The sequence below is a fragment of the Bacillus sp. JJ722 genome, from assembly GCF_036963345.1.
In the GTDB taxonomy this organism is placed as follows: domain Bacteria; phylum Bacillota; class Bacilli; order Bacillales; family DSM-1321; genus Bacillus_AD.
Genome location: NZ_JBALMO010000007.1, coordinates 70,520 through 86,204, shown reverse-complemented (window position 1 = coordinate 86,204; position 15,685 = coordinate 70,520). Strand labels below are relative to the sequence as shown.

Genomic DNA, 15,685 nt, shown 5'->3' with positions numbered 1-15,685 from the left:
TACGGAGCAAAACGGCCGCTTCCACTTTTCTTTAGTTCTATTCTTTCGTGTACAAGCATACATTTTGGATAGCATGTACCGGAGGTGTTAATAGTGCGTGTTTCGAATGTGACAGTGCGAAAACGATTGCTTATTTTTTTTCTTATTGGTTTATTAGTATTTATATTGATTGATTTGCGGCTTGGTTATGTACAGTTGTATTTAGGCAATAAGCTAACTGGGAAAGCGAAAGATTCATGGAGTCGAGATATTCCTTTTGAGCCCAAAAGGGGTGAGATTATCGATCGAAATGGTGTAGCACTTGCGACCAATTTAAGTGCACCCACTGTATATGTTGTTCCGAGACAGGTTGAGGATGCAGGTGAAACAGCGGCGAAGCTAGCGAATGCTTTGGATATGAAGGTTGATCAAGTATATAAGGAAATTACAAAAAGTGAAGTGTATGTGCGTCTATCGAAGGGGAGAAAGATTTCTCATGAAAAAGCAAAAGGAATAAAAGCATTGGATTTAAAAGGTGTCTTCATTGCAGAAGATTCCATCCGATACTATCCATTTGGAAAATATTTATCACATGTATTAGGATTTACAGGTATCGATAATCAAGGGTTAATGGGAGTCGAGTTAACCTATGATGAGGAGTTAAGTGGAGAAAAAGGACATGTTCGCTTCTATTCAGATGCAAAGGGTAAGCGGATGGAGAATATGGTTGATGATTATAAGGAGCCAACTAATGGTAAGAACCTGCAATTAACGATTGATAGCAAAGTACAGACAATTATGGAGCGAGAAATGGATATTGCAGAAGCAACCTACAATCCAGATGGTATTGTTGGTATAGCAATGAATCCAAACAATGGTGAAATACTTGCAATGTCAAGTAGGCCTACTTTTAATCCTTCAAAGTATCAAGAAGTCAATCCGGAAGTTTATAATCGTAACCTCCCGGTATGGAGTTCATATGAACCTGGTTCTACGTTCAAAATTATTACTTTAGCTGCGGCACTAGAAGAAAAGAAAGTAAATTTACAACATGAAAGTTTTTATGACCAAGGTTATACGAAAGTGGCAGGAGCTAAACTTCGTTGTTGGAAAGCGGGAGGGCATGGACATCAATCGTTTCTAGAAGTTGTTCAAAACTCATGTAACCCTGGTTTTGTAGAGTTGGGAAATCGTCTTGGTAAAGAAAAGTTGTTTTCTTATATAAAAAACTTTGGCTTTGGAACAAGAACAGGTATTGATTTAGCAGGTGAGGCGACAGGTATTTTATTTGATTTAAAGCGTGTTGGACCTGTTGAACAAGCGACAACAGCATTCGGTCAAGGTGTGTCTGTAACACCGATTCAACAAGTAGCAGCAGTATCAGCTGCAGTTAATGGAGGTACCTTATATACACCTTATGTTGCTAAGCAATTAATAGACCCAGTTAGTGGTGAGGTGACAATGCGCAAAAATGCCCAAGCAAAGCGCCGAGTGATTTCGGAGGAAACATCTAAACAGGTTAGAGTAGCTTTAGAATCAGTTGTAGCGCTTGGATCTGGTCATAAAGCGTATATTGAAGGTTATCGTGTGGGTGGTAAAACAGGAACAGCGCAAAAAGTACAAAATGGCCAATATATTAAAAATAATCATATCGTTTCATTTATCGGCTTCGCCCCAGCAGATGATCCACAAATTGTTGTATATATTGCGGTTGATAATCCGAAAGGAACTGTTCAATTTGGAGGTACTGTAGCGGCACCGATTGTTGGTAATATTATGAAAGATGCGTTGATTGCATTAGATGTAAAGCCACGTAAAGGCGGTTTAGACAAGAAAAAAGATATAAATGATCCTGTCATGGTAGAAATACCTAATGTTGTAGGAATGACTAACCAAGAGTTAGCTACACAATTATCGACCTTAAAGTTGGATATATCAGGATCAGGGAAAAAAGTTGTTAAACAAGCTCCAGAAGCAGGTGTGAAAGTTAAAGAAGGATCTACTATTAGAATATATTTAGGTGATTAAGTAGTATGTTTCATTATTGATTTATGAAATAGTTAATTTTATATGAGTGCACAGCATCTTAAAGAAAGCGACTGATTATTCAGTCGCTTTCTTTAGAAACATAAGAATGATATTTCGAAAAATGTATATTGTTAATAATATATGATATTCACATAGAAAACTTTTTAATTTTACGGTATGATAAACTATGTTTGAAATAAAGATTGAGGAGATTGAAGGAATGAAATTACATACACTACTTTCATCTTTACCTTCGTATAAAGGTGATAACAGTCAGAATCCAACTATTACTTCAATAGAAAATGATACTCGCAAAGTAAAGCAAGGAAGCTTATTTATTTGTGTTAAAGGTTATACAGTAGATGGACATGATTTAGCGCCAAACGCAGTGGAGAATGGTGCAGTAGCTGTAGTTGCTGAACGTGACTTAAATCTTTCAGTGCCTGTTATTGTTGTGAAAAGCACAACTCGAGCAATGGCTGTATTAGCTGATACTTTCTATAAACATCCAACTCAGAATTTATCTTTAATAGGTATTACAGGTACAAATGGAAAAACAACTATAAGTCACTTAATAGAGAAGCTATTACATGATGATCAGAAGAAAACAGGTTTAATTGGCACTATGTATACTAAGATTGGTGATGAGATTCAAGAAACGAAGAATACAACGCCAGATAGTGTGACATTACAAAAAATATTCCATGAGATGGTGGAAAACGGTGTCGATACAGCAGTTATGGAAGTTTCATCACATGCGTTGGAGCTTGGTAGAGTACATCGTTGTGATTATGATATTGCTGTATTTTCTAATTTAACGCAAGATCATCTAGACTTCCATAAAACAATGGAAGCATACAAACATGCAAAATCTTTACTTTTCTCTCAACTTGGGAATGCCTTTGATGAGAATAAACGTAAATATGCGGTTATTAATAAAGATGATGCTGCTGCAAATGATTTTATTAGAGCAACAGCGGCTCATGTTGTTTCGTATGGTATTGATCAAGATGCAGACGTTATGGCAAAAGATATTATCATTACGTCAGCAGGAACTAAGTTTACGATTGAAACAGTAAATGAAGCGTTACCTATTCAATTGCAGCTTATCGGTAAATTTAGCGTGTATAACGTTCTTGCAGCAACTTCTGTAGGTTTATGTCTAGGAATGAGCTTGCAACAAATAATTACCTCTCTAGAAGGCGTTTCCGGCGTATCAGGACGTTTTGAATTAGTAAATGCCGGTCAGGACTTCACGGTAATAGTTGATTATGCTCATACGCCAGATAGTTTAGAGAATGTTCTTGAGACGGTGAATGAGTTTGCAAAAGGAAAAACATATGTTGTCGTTGGCTGCGGAGGAGATCGTGATCGTACAAAACGTCCTATCATGGCAAAAATAGCATGTGAACTGGCTAAGCAACCTATTCTTACATCAGATAATCCACGTACTGAAGATCCAGAAGCAATTCTAAAGGATATGGTAGAAGGTGCTACAGGAGAACTATATAAAGTGATTGTCGACCGTAAAGAAGCGATTAATTGGGCGATACGCCAGGCTAAAACAAATGATGTAATATTAATTGCCGGTAAAGGGCATGAAACGTATCAAGAAGTGAATGGTATTAGAAGTCATTTTGATGATCGTGAAGTAGCTCATGATGCTATTAAAGAAGTTATGGGAAAATAATTTCATTTTCGATTTAAAAAACAATATATTTATGAGTGTGAAAGAATGGTTTAGAATCAAATTGATGCTGACAGTTTTAATGATATAAATTTTTTGCATTAAAGGTATAAGCAATACATTATTATGTGAATCGTTTTACGCACTGAGAAGGGAAGTCAAAGAATAATGATGGAGCAAGTAATTTTTTTCACAATACTAACAGGATTTTTAATAACAGTACTATTATCTCCTGTTTTTATTCCTTTTCTTAGACGTTTGAAATTTGGTCAAAGTATACGTGAAGAGGGGCCACAATCGCATCAAAAGAAAACAGGGACACCTACGATGGGTGGAATTGTTATCCTGTTATCTATCACTGTTACAACGCTTGTAATGGTAGGTAAATATTCTGAAGCATCAACAAATATCTTTCTGTTATTATTTGTTACATTAGGTTTTGGTGTACTTGGATTTTTAGATGATTTTATTAAAGTAGTAATGAAGCGTAATCTTGGATTAACTTCATTGCAAAAACTAATTGGTCAAATTGTGATCGCCGTAATTTTTTATTTAGTTTATAAAGGTACAGCTGGCTTCACTCCAGAAATTGCTATTCCAGGAACAGACATTGCACTTAATGTTGGCTGGTTTTATGTTGTGATTATTATATTCTGGCAAGTAGGATTTTCGAATGCGGTTAACTTAACTGATGGGTTAGATGGTTTAGTTTCAGGTACGGCTGCTATAGCATTCGGAGCGTTTGCTGTTCTTGCATGGAATAACGGGCAATATGATGTTGCAATCTTCTCTGTTGCGATTGTAGGAGCATTACTAGGATTTCTTGTGTTCAATGCACACCCTGCTAAAGTTTTTATGGGAGATACAGGTTCATTAGCTTTAGGTGGAGCGTTAGCAACTGTTGCTTTATTAACGAGTTTCGAGTTACTTCTTGTTATAATAGGAGGAGTATTCGTTATTGAAACACTTTCTGTTATTCTGCAAGTCGCAAGCTTTAAAACAACTGGTAAGAGAATCTTTAAAATGAGTCCTCTTCATCATCATTATGAGCTTAGCGGTTGGTCTGAATGGAGAGTAGTTGTAACGTTTTGGTCAGTCGGTTTATTACTTGCCGTACTGGGAATTTATTTAGAGGTGTGGTTATAGATGAAAACTCCAGAAATATATTTGCGAAAGAAAGTTCTTGTACTAGGACTTGCGAAGAGTGGTGTTACCGCAGCGCAACTACTTCATAATCTAGGAGCCTTTGTTACAGTTAATGATAAAAAGCCATTATCAGAAAACCCTGAAGCAAAAAACCTATTAGAGCAAGGAATAAAGGTTATTTGTGGGGAGCATCCACTTGAGCTTCTAGAAGAAGGCTTTCAAGTCATTGTAAAGAATCCAGGCATTCCTTATAGCAATCCTTTAATTAAAGGAGCAATACAAAAAGGAATTCCTGTTTTAACAGAAGTAGAGCTTGCTTACCAAATTAGCGATGCACCAATTATCGGCATTACAGGTACAAATGGAAAAACAACAACGACGACATTAATTCATGAAGTATTACAAGCAGCAGGAAAAAAACCTCTTATTGCTGGTAATATTGGTACGGTAGCGTCTGGAGTTGCGATTGAAGCAAAGCCTGACAATACAATTGTAATGGAGCTATCATCATTTCAATTAATGGGTACACATTTATTTAAGCCGGAAATTGCGCTTATCACAAATCTATATGAAGCTCATATTGATTATCATGGTGATTTCGATGCTTATTGTGAAGCGAAAAGTAATATTACGAAGCAGCAAACTAAAGAAGATTATTTAGTATTTAATGCAGATCAAGAAAAGGTAGTGGAGATTGCAAAACAATCATCAGCAACTATGGTTCCATTTTCTTCAACGCAAATCGTGGAAGACGGTGCATACGTTGCTGATGATTGGGTTATGTTTAGAGGAGAGAAAGTAATTGCGTTATCTGAAATTGTTCTACCTGGACTGCATAACTTAGAAAATATTTTAGCAACAGTGGCTGTATGTAAGTTAAAAGGTACAGACAATGAAGCAATTTATGAAGTATTAACGACATTCCAAGGTGTTAAGCATCGATTACAATTCGTAAAGAACGTGAATGGTCGTCGCTTCTATAACGATTCAAAAGCAACGAATATTTTAGCGGCTACAAAGGCGCTTATGTCTTTCAACGAGCCAACTATTTATCTTGCTGGTGGATTAGATCGTGGGAATGAATTTGATGAATTAATTCCAGCGATGAAAAATGTCAAAGCAGTTATTACATTTGGACAAACTGCACCAAAAATTGAAAGAGTAGCCAAGGAAGCAGGTATATCGACTATTGTACGTGTCGATACTGTAAAAGAGGCTGTTCCAGTAGCTTATGAGCATTCGATGGAAGGGGATACGATTCTACTGTCACCTGCTTGTGCAAGCTGGGATCAATTTAAAACTTTTGAAGTTCGAGGAGACATTTTTGTAGAAGCTGTGCATAAGCTTAAATAAGAGCTTGTACATGGTGATGACAGGTACTTATTGTAGACAAAGATTACGAATGTAATGGTTTACGAGATGTACATACTTTACTTGAATGAATTTACTAGAGGGCTTTAACAGCTAGAGTAGTGCCATACAAGATTTCAGTCTTCTGTATGGATACTCTAGGTGAGAAAGCCCTTTTTTAGACCACAGAAAGTGAACTGTCACTTCAAAGATTTTTTCTGCTTAGGAACTGGTTCAGGCTCTAATATGATCGTCAGAGGTGTAGTAATGTGCACACAAAAAAAAGCCATCCAGATTTCGTATTAATCATAGTCACCTTAGCATTACTATCCATAGGTTTAATTATGGTTTACAGCGCAAGTGCAATTTGGGCGGCGTACAAGTTCGATGGCGATTCATTTTATTTCGCTAAGCGTCAACTTCTCTTTGCAGGAGTTGGAGTATGTGCAATGTTTTTTATCATGAATATTGACTATTGGACTTGGCGTACATGGGCAAAAGTTTTAATTATTATTTGCTTTGCGCTATTAGTGGCGGTGCTTGTTCCAGGAATCGGCATGGAGAGAAATGGATCGAGAAGCTGGATTGGTGTAGGTGCGTTCTCTATTCAGCCTTCGGAGTTTATGAAACTGGCAATGATTGCTTTCTTAGCGAAATTTTTATCTGAGAGGCAAAAATACATAACCACCATTAAGAAAGGCTTAGGGCCATCATTAGGATTCGTATTTCTTGCTTTCGGTATGATTATGCTCCAGCCTGATTTAGGTACAGGTACGGTAATGGTTGGAACATGTATTGTTATGATCTTTGTTGCGGGGGCTAGAATTTCTCATTTTGCTTGGTTAGGAATAATAGGTGCTGCTGGCTTCATAGCTCTCGTATTGTCGGCTCCTTATCGTATTAAAAGGATTACTTCTTTCCTCGATCCATGGGAAGATCCGCTTGGCTCGGGTTTTCAAATGATTCAATCGCTATTAGCTATCGGACCAGGTGGATTGTTCGGGTTAGGTTTGGGACAAAGTAGACAGAAGTTCTTTTACCTGCCTGAGCCGCAAACTGATTTTATTTTTGCGATACTTTCTGAAGAACTTGGATTTATTGGAGGTAGTTTTGTCATTTTGTTATTTGCTCTATTATTATGGAGAGGTATACGAATTGCTTTAGGTGCTCCGGATTTATATGGGAGTTTTCTAGCTGTAGGTATAATAAGCATGGTGGCCATTCAGGTAATGATAAATATTGGAGTTGTAACAGGATTGATTCCTGTTACAGGAATTACACTTCCTTTTCTAAGCTATGGTGGATCATCGTTAACTTTAATGTTAATGGCTATTGGGGTGTTATTAAATATAAGTCGACATTCCCGTTTTTAATTAGAAGTGGAAGTTCCGGACTGGTTCCTCCGACTGAGTTATGAAGCAACATGATGAGTGGATAAAGTCGATTGGATATTGACTATTTAGGAAGGATAATGAAATCCATTAGAGGTTGCTTGCTTGAGACGGAAATAAGCCTCTTGTAAATGCTTAACCTTAAGAAACCTTGCTAACCAAGTAGGGTTTCTTTTCTTTTTGTAGAATACATATTTCATGAAGAAAAATCGCGACTTATGTACTATTGTTATTACGACCCCTAGCCTTCTAATGCTGTTTATTATGTAGTAGAATGGGGTATATGCATCAAGCATGGTGTATAGGGTGAATTATTATATTGTTAGATTACGTATGAGGTGAATTTATGAAGATTGTAATAAGTGGTGGTGGAACAGGGGGACATATATATCCAGCACTTGCTTTAATCAGAGAAATACAGAAAAAACATAAAGATTGTTCTTTTTTATACATTGGAACTGAAAAAGGACTAGAAAGTCAGCTCGTACCTAGAGAGAATATTCCTTTTAAATCGATACATATTACAGGATTTAGAAGAAAGCTTTCTTTTGAAAATGTGAAAACAGTTATTCGTTTTGTGAAGGGTGTATCAGATAGTAAGAAGATGCTTAAAGAATTCGGAGCAGATGTTGTCATTGGTACAGGTGGTTATGTGTGTGGACCAGTAGTATATGCAGCTGCCAAATTAGGAATTCCTACAATCATTCATGAACAAAATAGTGTACCTGGATTAACTAATAAATTCTTAAGTCGTTATTCTACGAAAATTGCAGTTTGTTTTGATGAAGCAAAAGCATTCTTTCCAGCTGAGAAAACGGTACTAACTGGGAATCCGAGAGCTTCTGAAGTGCTTGCTTATTCTGGTAGAAAAGGCTTAGAGACAGTTGGATTAGATCCGAAGAAGCCAGCAGTATTAGTAGTTGGAGGAAGTAGAGGAGCTCGACCAATTAACGAAGCAATTCTTAAGGTAATGTCTCAGTTAGGTGAAAAACCGTACCAATTATTATATGTAACGGGTGACGTACACTTTGAGAAGGTACAGGCAGAGATGAAGTTAATAGGAAATCCTGTAAATGTAGTAGTGAAACCTTTTGTTCATAATATGCCTGAAGTTTTAGCAGGTGTTGATTTAGTAGTAGCTCGTTCAGGAGCTACGACTTTAGCAGAATTAACAGCTCTTGGAGTACCAAGTATATTAATTCCAAGTCCATATGTAACAAATAATCATCAAGAGAAGAATGCAGACTCGTTAGTCGATAAAGGAGCCGCAACAAAAATTCTTGAAAAAGAGTTAACAGGTTCTAAATTAATTTCTATGATTGATGAAATTCTACTTTCTAAAGATGAGTTGCAAAAGATGAAAGAGGCAGCTAAAGGTCTTGGTGTACCCGATGCAAGTGAACGAGTACATCGCTTAATGGAAGAAATAGTGGCAAAGAAAAAATAAGAAAAACTCGTCTTACCAATCATATATGCGAATGATAGAAGCAGGTGACGATATGTTATGTAACATGTTTCACAATAATAATCCTGTATATATTTGATTGGTAAGATGCCATGTTTTTCTAAAAGTGGAAATACACTACTTCATTTAACAAGTGTAAGTAGTAGCTCGATTGACTTGAGAGGTGAGTGTAGTGGAGAAAGGAAAAATAGTATCATTAGAAGATCGAATACCAAAGTTAAAGCAGCGTAGAAGAAGAAAAGCCAATCGAAGAGCCATTTTTCTTTTGTCTGTTTTCTTCATTCTGCTCATACTCGTTTTATATTTACTCTCACCTTTGAGCGACGTAAAACAAATTAAAATCTCCGGTAATCGCTATCTAACTAGTGAAGCTATTATATCTTCAAGTGGTATTACTAGTTCGACTAGTGTTTGGAAATTGGACAAAAAAGGTATTGTAAAACGCCTTGAGCAGTTACCGGAAGTAAAATCGGCTAGTGTTCAATTAGTGTTACCTAATTCTGTTGAGATTAAAGTAGAAGAATATGACCGCCTTGCCTATCTTGTTCAAGGATCAGATTTTCATCCGATTCTTTCAAGTGGAGAAGTGATTGCGCCTTTGAAAGATGGCCATATACCGGTTCATGCTCCTTTATTAATTGGATTTAAAAAAGGGAAGGAATTAGAATCGATTGTTGAAGCGTTGGATAAACTACCAGAAGAAATCACAAATGCGATTTCTGAGATCCATTATGATCCAAGCGATACAGATGAATATCGTGTCCGATTATATATGAATGATGGATACGAGGTGATCGCAACATCTCGTACATTAGCGGACAAGCTTATTCATTATCCATCGATTATTAGTCAACTTGGACCGAATGATAAGGGTGTTATTGATTTAGAAGTAGGATCTGTGTTTATACCGTATCAATCGTCAGCTTCCAAAAAATCTGATCAAGAAAAAGGAGGTCAAGATAAGAAAGATGAAGCTGAAAGGTAAACGTGTTATTCTTTCGCTTGTCTTCTTAGTTCTAGGTTTTATGATTGCCTTTTCCTATAATCTGACGAGTAAGAAAGAGAAACAGGAAAGTTTAAATGAGAATTGGAATACTGAGTACCAACTTCGAGAGCAATACATAGAGCAAGAGGAACAAAATCGTAAGTTACAGCAGCAAGTTATAAATACTCAAGAGAAAATAGCTAATATGGAAACAAATTTAGCTCAAGAAGAACAAACACTTGCTGATCTTGCCGAAGAAGCAGAGAAATATCGAATGTTTCTAGGGAAAATAAAAGTGCAAGGTGCTGGGGTTGAAGTAACATTATCAGATGGAGAGTACGATGCAGCTAAGTACAACATAAATGAATATATCGTTCATGAACATCATGTATTTAATGTTATTAATGAACTTTATATTTCTGGAGCAGAGGCTGTTGCTGTTAACGGACAAAGATTGAAGCACGATTCTTATATCGTTTGTAATGGTCCTGTAATTACTGTTGATGGCGAGCAACACCCTGCTCCTTTTGTCATTACAGCAATTGGAACGCCTGATGTGTTAGAGGCCGCATTGATGTTGACAGGGGGAATAAGAGATCAATTGGTCAATGACAATGTTGTTTTTGCTCTCGAAAAGAAGGACAAGATTACTATGAATCCAATTATGGGCAGCTAAGTTAGTTGTGAAAGTTTGGTGTTGATTATGAAATGGAACAATCGGATAGGCTTTATACTCGTATCAACAATCATAGGTTTTATGTTAGCTGTCCAATTTAAATCGATTCAAGAGCCTGAAAGAAGAGATACGCGGGATACATGGGAGCTTAAATCAGATTTACTGTATGAACAAAAGCGTCAAGCACAATTACTGAGGGATATTACTGAATTAGAAACTCAACTTGCTAGTTATGAAACAGAGTTAAAAACAAGTAAAGAACAAGCGTTAATAGACGTGGTGGATGGTTTAAAGAAAGAAGTGGGCATTACTGATGTTACAGGCCCAGGCGTTATTATTACAATTGATGCTCTAACAGATGATACATTATTATTACAAGGGGCTAAACGAATTACACCAGATTTATTGAGAAGACTAATAAATGAATTGAATAAATATAATGCTGAACATATTTCAATTGAAGGTCAAAGGGTTGTTAATAATACTGTTATTCGAGATATTAATGGGACAACGAAGATTGATGGGTATGCGCTAAATACTTTTCCGATAGAAATTAAAGTAATTGCTGCAGATGCCGAAATATTAAGGGACCGATTAAAAGTAGCACAAACTGTTGAAGAGTTTTTCATCGAGAATCTAACCCTTACGATATCTCAACCGTTAACGACGGTTACGGTTCCTGCTTATCGAAATAAAATTCATGTAAAAAACATGGAACCTGTGAGGTAAAGAAGGAGGATAATTATCGTGTGGCTTCCAATTTTCGGTTTGTTGATAGGTATTGCAGTGGGATTGCTGACGGATATTCAAATACCAGCAGATTATTCTAATTATTTATCGATAGCATTATTAGCTTCTCTTGATACTTTATTTGGTGGAATTCGTGCGCATTTGCAAAATGTATATGACGAATTAGTTTTTGTTTCAGGATTCTTTTTTAATATTATATTAGCTGCAAGTTTATCTTTTCTAGGTGTACATCTTGGTGTAGACTTGTATTTAGCAGCAATATTTGCATTTGGAGTAAGATTATTTCAAAATATTGCTGTAATAAGACGAATTTTATTGTCAAATTATACAAATAGAAGAAAAAAACAAATACAAAACGAGTAAAGTGTGTTATTTTAGTGAAAAAAGTTTGCTCTAAAAAAGGGATAATCCTCAAAGTGACGAATTGATAGATATAGTCTTTTATTAACATTTATACTATTCTATTTACATAAGCTTTTTTAGGCAGAATAATGTTTATTTATATAATTTTGAGTTAAGGAGGTGCCATGGAATGAGCAACAGTGAAATTTATGTAAGTCTTGACATCGGTACATCCAGTATAAAAGTTATCATTGGGGAAATAGTAAATGATGTTTTTAACATACTAGGTGTTGGTAATGTTAAATCTGCAGGGTTACGTAAAGGTGCAATTGTCGACATTGATGAAACAGTTCATTCGATTCGTAAAGCAGTAGAACAAGCTGAGCGAATGGTAGGCATGGAAATTAGTAAAGTTATAGTAGGAATTAGTGGTAACCATGTGCTACTGCACCCATGTCATGGTGTTGTAGCTGTTTCAAGTGAGAATAAAGAAATAACACAAAATGATATTGTTAGAGTACGTGAAGCTGCAGAAGTTATGACAATTCCTGCGGATCGAGAAGTAATCGATATTATTCCGCTACATTATAAAGTAGACGAGCTTGATGAAATCAACGATCCAAGAGGAATGATTGGTGTTCGCCTTGAAATGAAGGGAATATTAATTACTGGTCTAAAGACATTACTACATAATACTCTACGCTGCGTTGAAAAAGCAGGATTAGAGATTGTAGAAATTGCGCTTCAACCATTGGTAGCGGGATCACTAGTTCTTTCAAAAGATGAGAAGGAATTAGGCGTAGCTCTTGTTGATATTGGTGGTGGCTCTACAACAGTAGCAATCTTTGAAGGTGGACATTTAATTTCTTCCAATGTAATACCTATAGGTGGAGACACGATAACAAAAGATTTATCAATTGTACTTCGAACAACTATGGACAATGCTGAAGATTTAAAGCTAAAACATGGACATGCATACTATGATGATGCTTCTGAAGAAGAAATTTTTCACGTTCCGATGATTGGAAGCGATCAAAAACAACCATGTAATCAATTAATGTTAGCAGAAATAATCGAAGCGCGTTTAACAGAAATTTTTGAGCTTGTAATAGAGCAATTAAGAAAAAATGGCTATCAGGATATTCCTGGAGGGCTTGTGTTAACTGGCGGTGTTGTTAAAATGCCAGGTGTACTTGATTTAGCTCAATATGTATTTCAAAATCGAGTAAGAACAGCAGAGCCAAATCATATTGGTGTGCGTGAACCACAATATACCACAGCAGTTGGGTTAATCAAGCACGCTTGTCAAAAAGCAAAACAACAAGGAATTTCATTAGGAAATTCTACAACAACAATCACAGAAAAACCTGAAAAACGGGTTAAACAAGAACCAGAACCTGTATTGGTGAAAGAAAAAAGTCCAAGACAACATAATGAAAAAGGTAAATTTAAAAAAATAATCGATTATTTCTTTGAATAAGACTAATCCAGGATAATGGTGGAGCTAGGAGGATTATCATGTTAGAGTTTGAGTCTAATTTAGATGCATTGGCAACAATAAAGGTAATTGGCGTTGGTGGAGGCGGAAACAACGCTGTAAATAGAATGATTGAGCATGGGGTTGAAGGCGTAGATTTTATTGCTGTTAATACAGATGCGCAAGCTCTTAATCTATCAAAAGCTGAAGTGAAAATGCAAATTGGTGGTAAGCTAACTCGTGGTTTAGGAGCGGGTGCTAACCCTGAGGTTGGTAAGAAAGCTGCTGAAGAAAGTAGAGAGCAATTAGAAGAAGCACTTCGCGGTGCGGATATGGTTTTCGTTACTGCTGGAATGGGCGGTGGAACAGGTACAGGTGCAGCGCCGGTAATAGCAAATATTGCGCGTGAATTAGGCGCTTTAACTGTAGGTGTTGTTACTAGACCATTTACGTTTGAAGGTCGCAAAAGGGCTACACAAGCGTCAGTGGGAATAGGCTCGATGAAGGAAGCAGTTGATACATTGATTGTAATTCCTAACGACCGCTTACTTGAAATCGTTGATAAGAATACACCAATGTTAGAGGCATTCCGTGCAGCAGATAATGTACTCCGTCAAGGTGTACAAGGTATCTCAGATTTAATTGCTACTCCGGGTTTAATCAACTTAGACTTTGCGGATGTAAAGACAATTATGAGCAATAAAGGTTCAGCATTAATGGGGATTGGTATTGCTTCAGGTGAGAAAAGAGCTGCAGAAGCAGCCAAGAAAGCAATTATGTCACCATTGCTTGAGAAATCAATCGATGGTGCTCAAGGTGTCCTCATGAATATTACGGGCGGTACTAATTTAAGTCTATTTGAAGTTCAAGAAGCGGCTGATATTGTAGCAACTGCTTCTGATCAAGAAGTAAATATGATTTTCGGTTCTGTTATAAATGAGAACTTGAAAGAAGAAATTATTGTAACGGTAATTGCGACTGGATTCAGTGAGTTAGAAGCGCAACAGAAGTCTCCAAAACCAGGTGGCTTTGCAGGAGGGCGTACGCCATTAACACCACCACCTGTTACTGAAAAATTAAGAGCTACAACCCGTACTGAACCAACAGAGCCAACAAGAACAAATAATAGTGGAAGCGATGATTTGTTAGATATACCAACATTCTTACGAAATCGAAATCGTAAATAATAATTAGGTGAGTGATTACCTATAAAAAAATCGTACTTCATAATGAAGTGCGATTTTTTTTATGGAAAAGGTTCTACGATTTTCAACATTAATAGAGAATATATCTATTCCTTTTAAACGCTAATTACTAGTCATAAACTATATTTCGTAACATATAGTGAAACAAACAATGACAAAATTCTTAAAAAAAAACGCTTTTTTAAGAACTATAAAGTGACATACTTTTCCAGTTCTTGTGCGTTATACTTTGGCAATACAGAAGAATTTCAGATAGGAGGGGCGAGAGTGGTAGCGTATATAGATTTAATTATCCTTTTAAACTGGTGCTTTGATAGTTTACTTCTCTATTGGACTTCGATTCTCTTAAAGAGGAAGACCTCTTTTAGACGTATTGTTCTTGGAGGGGGTATAGGTTCTATTTTAATTCTATTTTTTTTTTCACCATTTTATAACTGGGCAAATTCTGTATTTGTAAAAATTCTGTTTTCTTTACTTATGATTTTCATTACCTTTGGATTTTATCGGTTAAAAACTTTTTTAAAGGCAAGTGCAATGTTTTATTTTATAACATTTTTAACAGGTGGAATTTTATTAGGATTTCATTTTCTATTTTCATTTGAATTTTTGGCTGCAGATACTACATATTTTTATACACCGAAGAGCTATGGAGACCCAGTCAGTTGGCTGTTTGTTTTAGGAGGATTTCCTGCAGCTTGGATCTATTCAAAACGAATATTTGGAGAAATGGAAATGACCAATTTATTACATGAAGGTATTTTAAATGTTGAAATAAAAATTAAAGATTGCTTTCTTACTTGTACGGGATTTATAGATACCGGTAATCAACTATATGAACCTATTACGAATACACCAGTCATGATTTTATCAGTTTCACAACTTCAGGAGCGTATTCCAAAGGATGTTATGGAATTACTTCAAGAAACAATAAGCTCTAACAACATTTCTAAAAGCATTCACAGTAGTTGGGGAGAGCGAATGCATATTATCCCTTACAAAGTATTAGGGATGGATCAACAATTACTGATTGCATTTCGACCAGATTGGATTCAGTTGTCTATAGGTGATAGAAGAGGTCGAATTCATAGAGGTCTAGTTGCATTAACATTACAGACGGTTTCTCATGATGAGACGTATAACTGCATCGTTCATCCGCGTATGGCTGCATCAATACAAGCGCGGGATGCATCGTGAAGAATTTCGA

General features: G+C 36.3%; 13 protein-coding genes. All 13 read left to right on the top strand.

The features are described from left to right. Positions 1 to 93 precede the first annotated feature (93 nt). The 13 genes from V7014_RS01590 (at position 94) to spoIIGA (ending at position 15,675) form a co-directional block, all read left to right on the top strand. Positions 94 to 2,007 carry a stage V sporulation protein D gene (locus tag V7014_RS01590; RefSeq protein ID WP_335503388.1) on the top strand — a complete coding sequence of 638 codons (1,914 nt, stop codon included), beginning with the start codon at positions 94 to 96 and terminating at the stop codon, positions 2,005 to 2,007. 220 nt (positions 2,008 to 2,227) lie between these two features. Continuing rightward, entirely contained in the window at positions 2,228 to 3,697 is a 1,470-nt protein-coding gene (locus V7014_RS01585) for a UDP-N-acetylmuramoyl-L-alanyl-D-glutamate--2,6-diaminopimelate ligase (protein WP_335503384.1), read from the top strand. A gap of 165 nt (positions 3,698 to 3,862) precedes the next feature. After that, positions 3,863 to 4,840 carry a phospho-N-acetylmuramoyl-pentapeptide-transferase gene (gene mraY / locus V7014_RS01580; protein WP_205060939.1) on the top strand — a complete coding sequence of 326 codons (978 nt, stop codon included), beginning with the start codon at positions 3,863 to 3,865 and terminating at the stop codon, positions 4,838 to 4,840. After that, positions 4,841 to 6,193 carry a UDP-N-acetylmuramoyl-L-alanine--D-glutamate ligase gene (murD, locus tag V7014_RS01575; protein WP_335503379.1) on the top strand — a complete coding sequence of 451 codons (1,353 nt, stop codon included), beginning with the start codon at positions 4,841 to 4,843 and terminating at the stop codon, positions 6,191 to 6,193. 266 nt (positions 6,194 to 6,459) lie between these two features. Next, on the top strand, positions 6,460 to 7,563 hold the full coding sequence (spoVE, locus tag V7014_RS01570; RefSeq protein ID WP_335503376.1) for a stage V sporulation protein E: 1,104 nt from the start codon (positions 6,460 to 6,462) through the stop codon (positions 7,561 to 7,563). Positions 7,564 to 7,927: 364 nt separating this feature from the next. Further along, entirely contained in the window at positions 7,928 to 9,028 is a 1,101-nt protein-coding gene (gene murG, locus V7014_RS01565; RefSeq protein ID WP_335503373.1) for an undecaprenyldiphospho-muramoylpentapeptide beta-N-acetylglucosaminyltransferase, read from the top strand. 190 nt (positions 9,029 to 9,218) lie between these two features. Beyond that, a complete protein-coding gene (locus V7014_RS01560) occupies positions 9,219 to 10,031 on the top strand; it encodes a cell division protein FtsQ/DivIB (RefSeq protein ID WP_335503371.1) in 813 nt (270 codons plus the stop codon). Then, positions 10,015 to 10,707, top strand: a complete 693-nt coding sequence (locus tag V7014_RS01555; RefSeq protein WP_335503369.1) for a DUF881 domain-containing protein — start codon at positions 10,015 to 10,017, stop codon at positions 10,705 to 10,707. The genes V7014_RS01560 and V7014_RS01555 overlap by 17 nt, the downstream gene beginning before the upstream one ends. Positions 10,708 to 10,734: 27 nt before the next feature. After that, positions 10,735 to 11,436: a DUF881 domain-containing protein gene (locus V7014_RS01550; RefSeq protein ID WP_335503366.1), complete on the top strand. Its 702-nt coding sequence runs from the start codon at positions 10,735 to 10,737 to the stop codon at positions 11,434 to 11,436. A gap of 18 nt (positions 11,437 to 11,454) precedes the next feature. Further along, positions 11,455 to 11,820 carry a small basic family protein gene (locus tag V7014_RS01545; RefSeq protein WP_335503363.1) on the top strand — a complete coding sequence of 122 codons (366 nt, stop codon included), beginning with the start codon at positions 11,455 to 11,457 and terminating at the stop codon, positions 11,818 to 11,820. A 169-nt stretch (positions 11,821 to 11,989) separates the two neighbouring features. Beyond that, positions 11,990 to 13,279: a cell division protein FtsA gene (gene ftsA, locus V7014_RS01540; protein ID WP_335503360.1), complete on the top strand. Its 1,290-nt coding sequence runs from the start codon at positions 11,990 to 11,992 to the stop codon at positions 13,277 to 13,279. A 38-nt stretch (positions 13,280 to 13,317) separates the two neighbouring features. Continuing rightward, positions 13,318 to 14,463, top strand: coding sequence for a cell division protein FtsZ (gene ftsZ / locus V7014_RS01535; RefSeq protein WP_335503357.1), 1,146 nt, complete (start codon positions 13,318 to 13,320; stop codon positions 14,461 to 14,463). 285 nt (positions 14,464 to 14,748) lie between these two features. After that, complete coding sequence (gene spoIIGA, locus V7014_RS01530; RefSeq protein WP_335503354.1) at positions 14,749 to 15,675, top strand: sigma-E processing peptidase SpoIIGA; 927 nt, start codon at positions 14,749 to 14,751, stop codon at positions 15,673 to 15,675. The last annotated feature ends 10 nt before the right edge of the window (positions 15,676 to 15,685 follow it).

Bases quoted from the DNA above. Each gene is read 5' to 3' on its own strand.
- V7014_RS01555 (WP_335503369.1), top strand. From the start codon at position 10,015: ATGAAGCTGAAAGGTAAACGTGTTATTCTTTCGCTTGTCTTCTTAGTT.
- ftsZ (WP_335503357.1), top strand. From the start codon at position 13,318: ATGTTAGAGTTTGAGTCTAATTTAGATGCATTGGCAACAATAAAGGTA.
- ftsA (WP_335503360.1), top strand. From the start codon at position 11,990: ATGAGCAACAGTGAAATTTATGTAAGTCTTGACATCGGTACATCCAGT.
- V7014_RS01550 (WP_335503366.1), top strand. From the start codon at position 10,735: ATGAAATGGAACAATCGGATAGGCTTTATACTCGTATCAACAATCATA.
- murD (WP_335503379.1), top strand. From the start codon at position 4,841: ATGAAAACTCCAGAAATATATTTGCGAAAGAAAGTTCTTGTACTAGGA.
- mraY (WP_205060939.1), top strand. From the start codon at position 3,863: ATGATGGAGCAAGTAATTTTTTTCACAATACTAACAGGATTTTTAATA.
- V7014_RS01585 (WP_335503384.1), top strand. From the start codon at position 2,228: ATGAAATTACATACACTACTTTCATCTTTACCTTCGTATAAAGGTGAT.
- murG (WP_335503373.1), top strand. From the start codon at position 7,928: ATGAAGATTGTAATAAGTGGTGGTGGAACAGGGGGACATATATATCCA.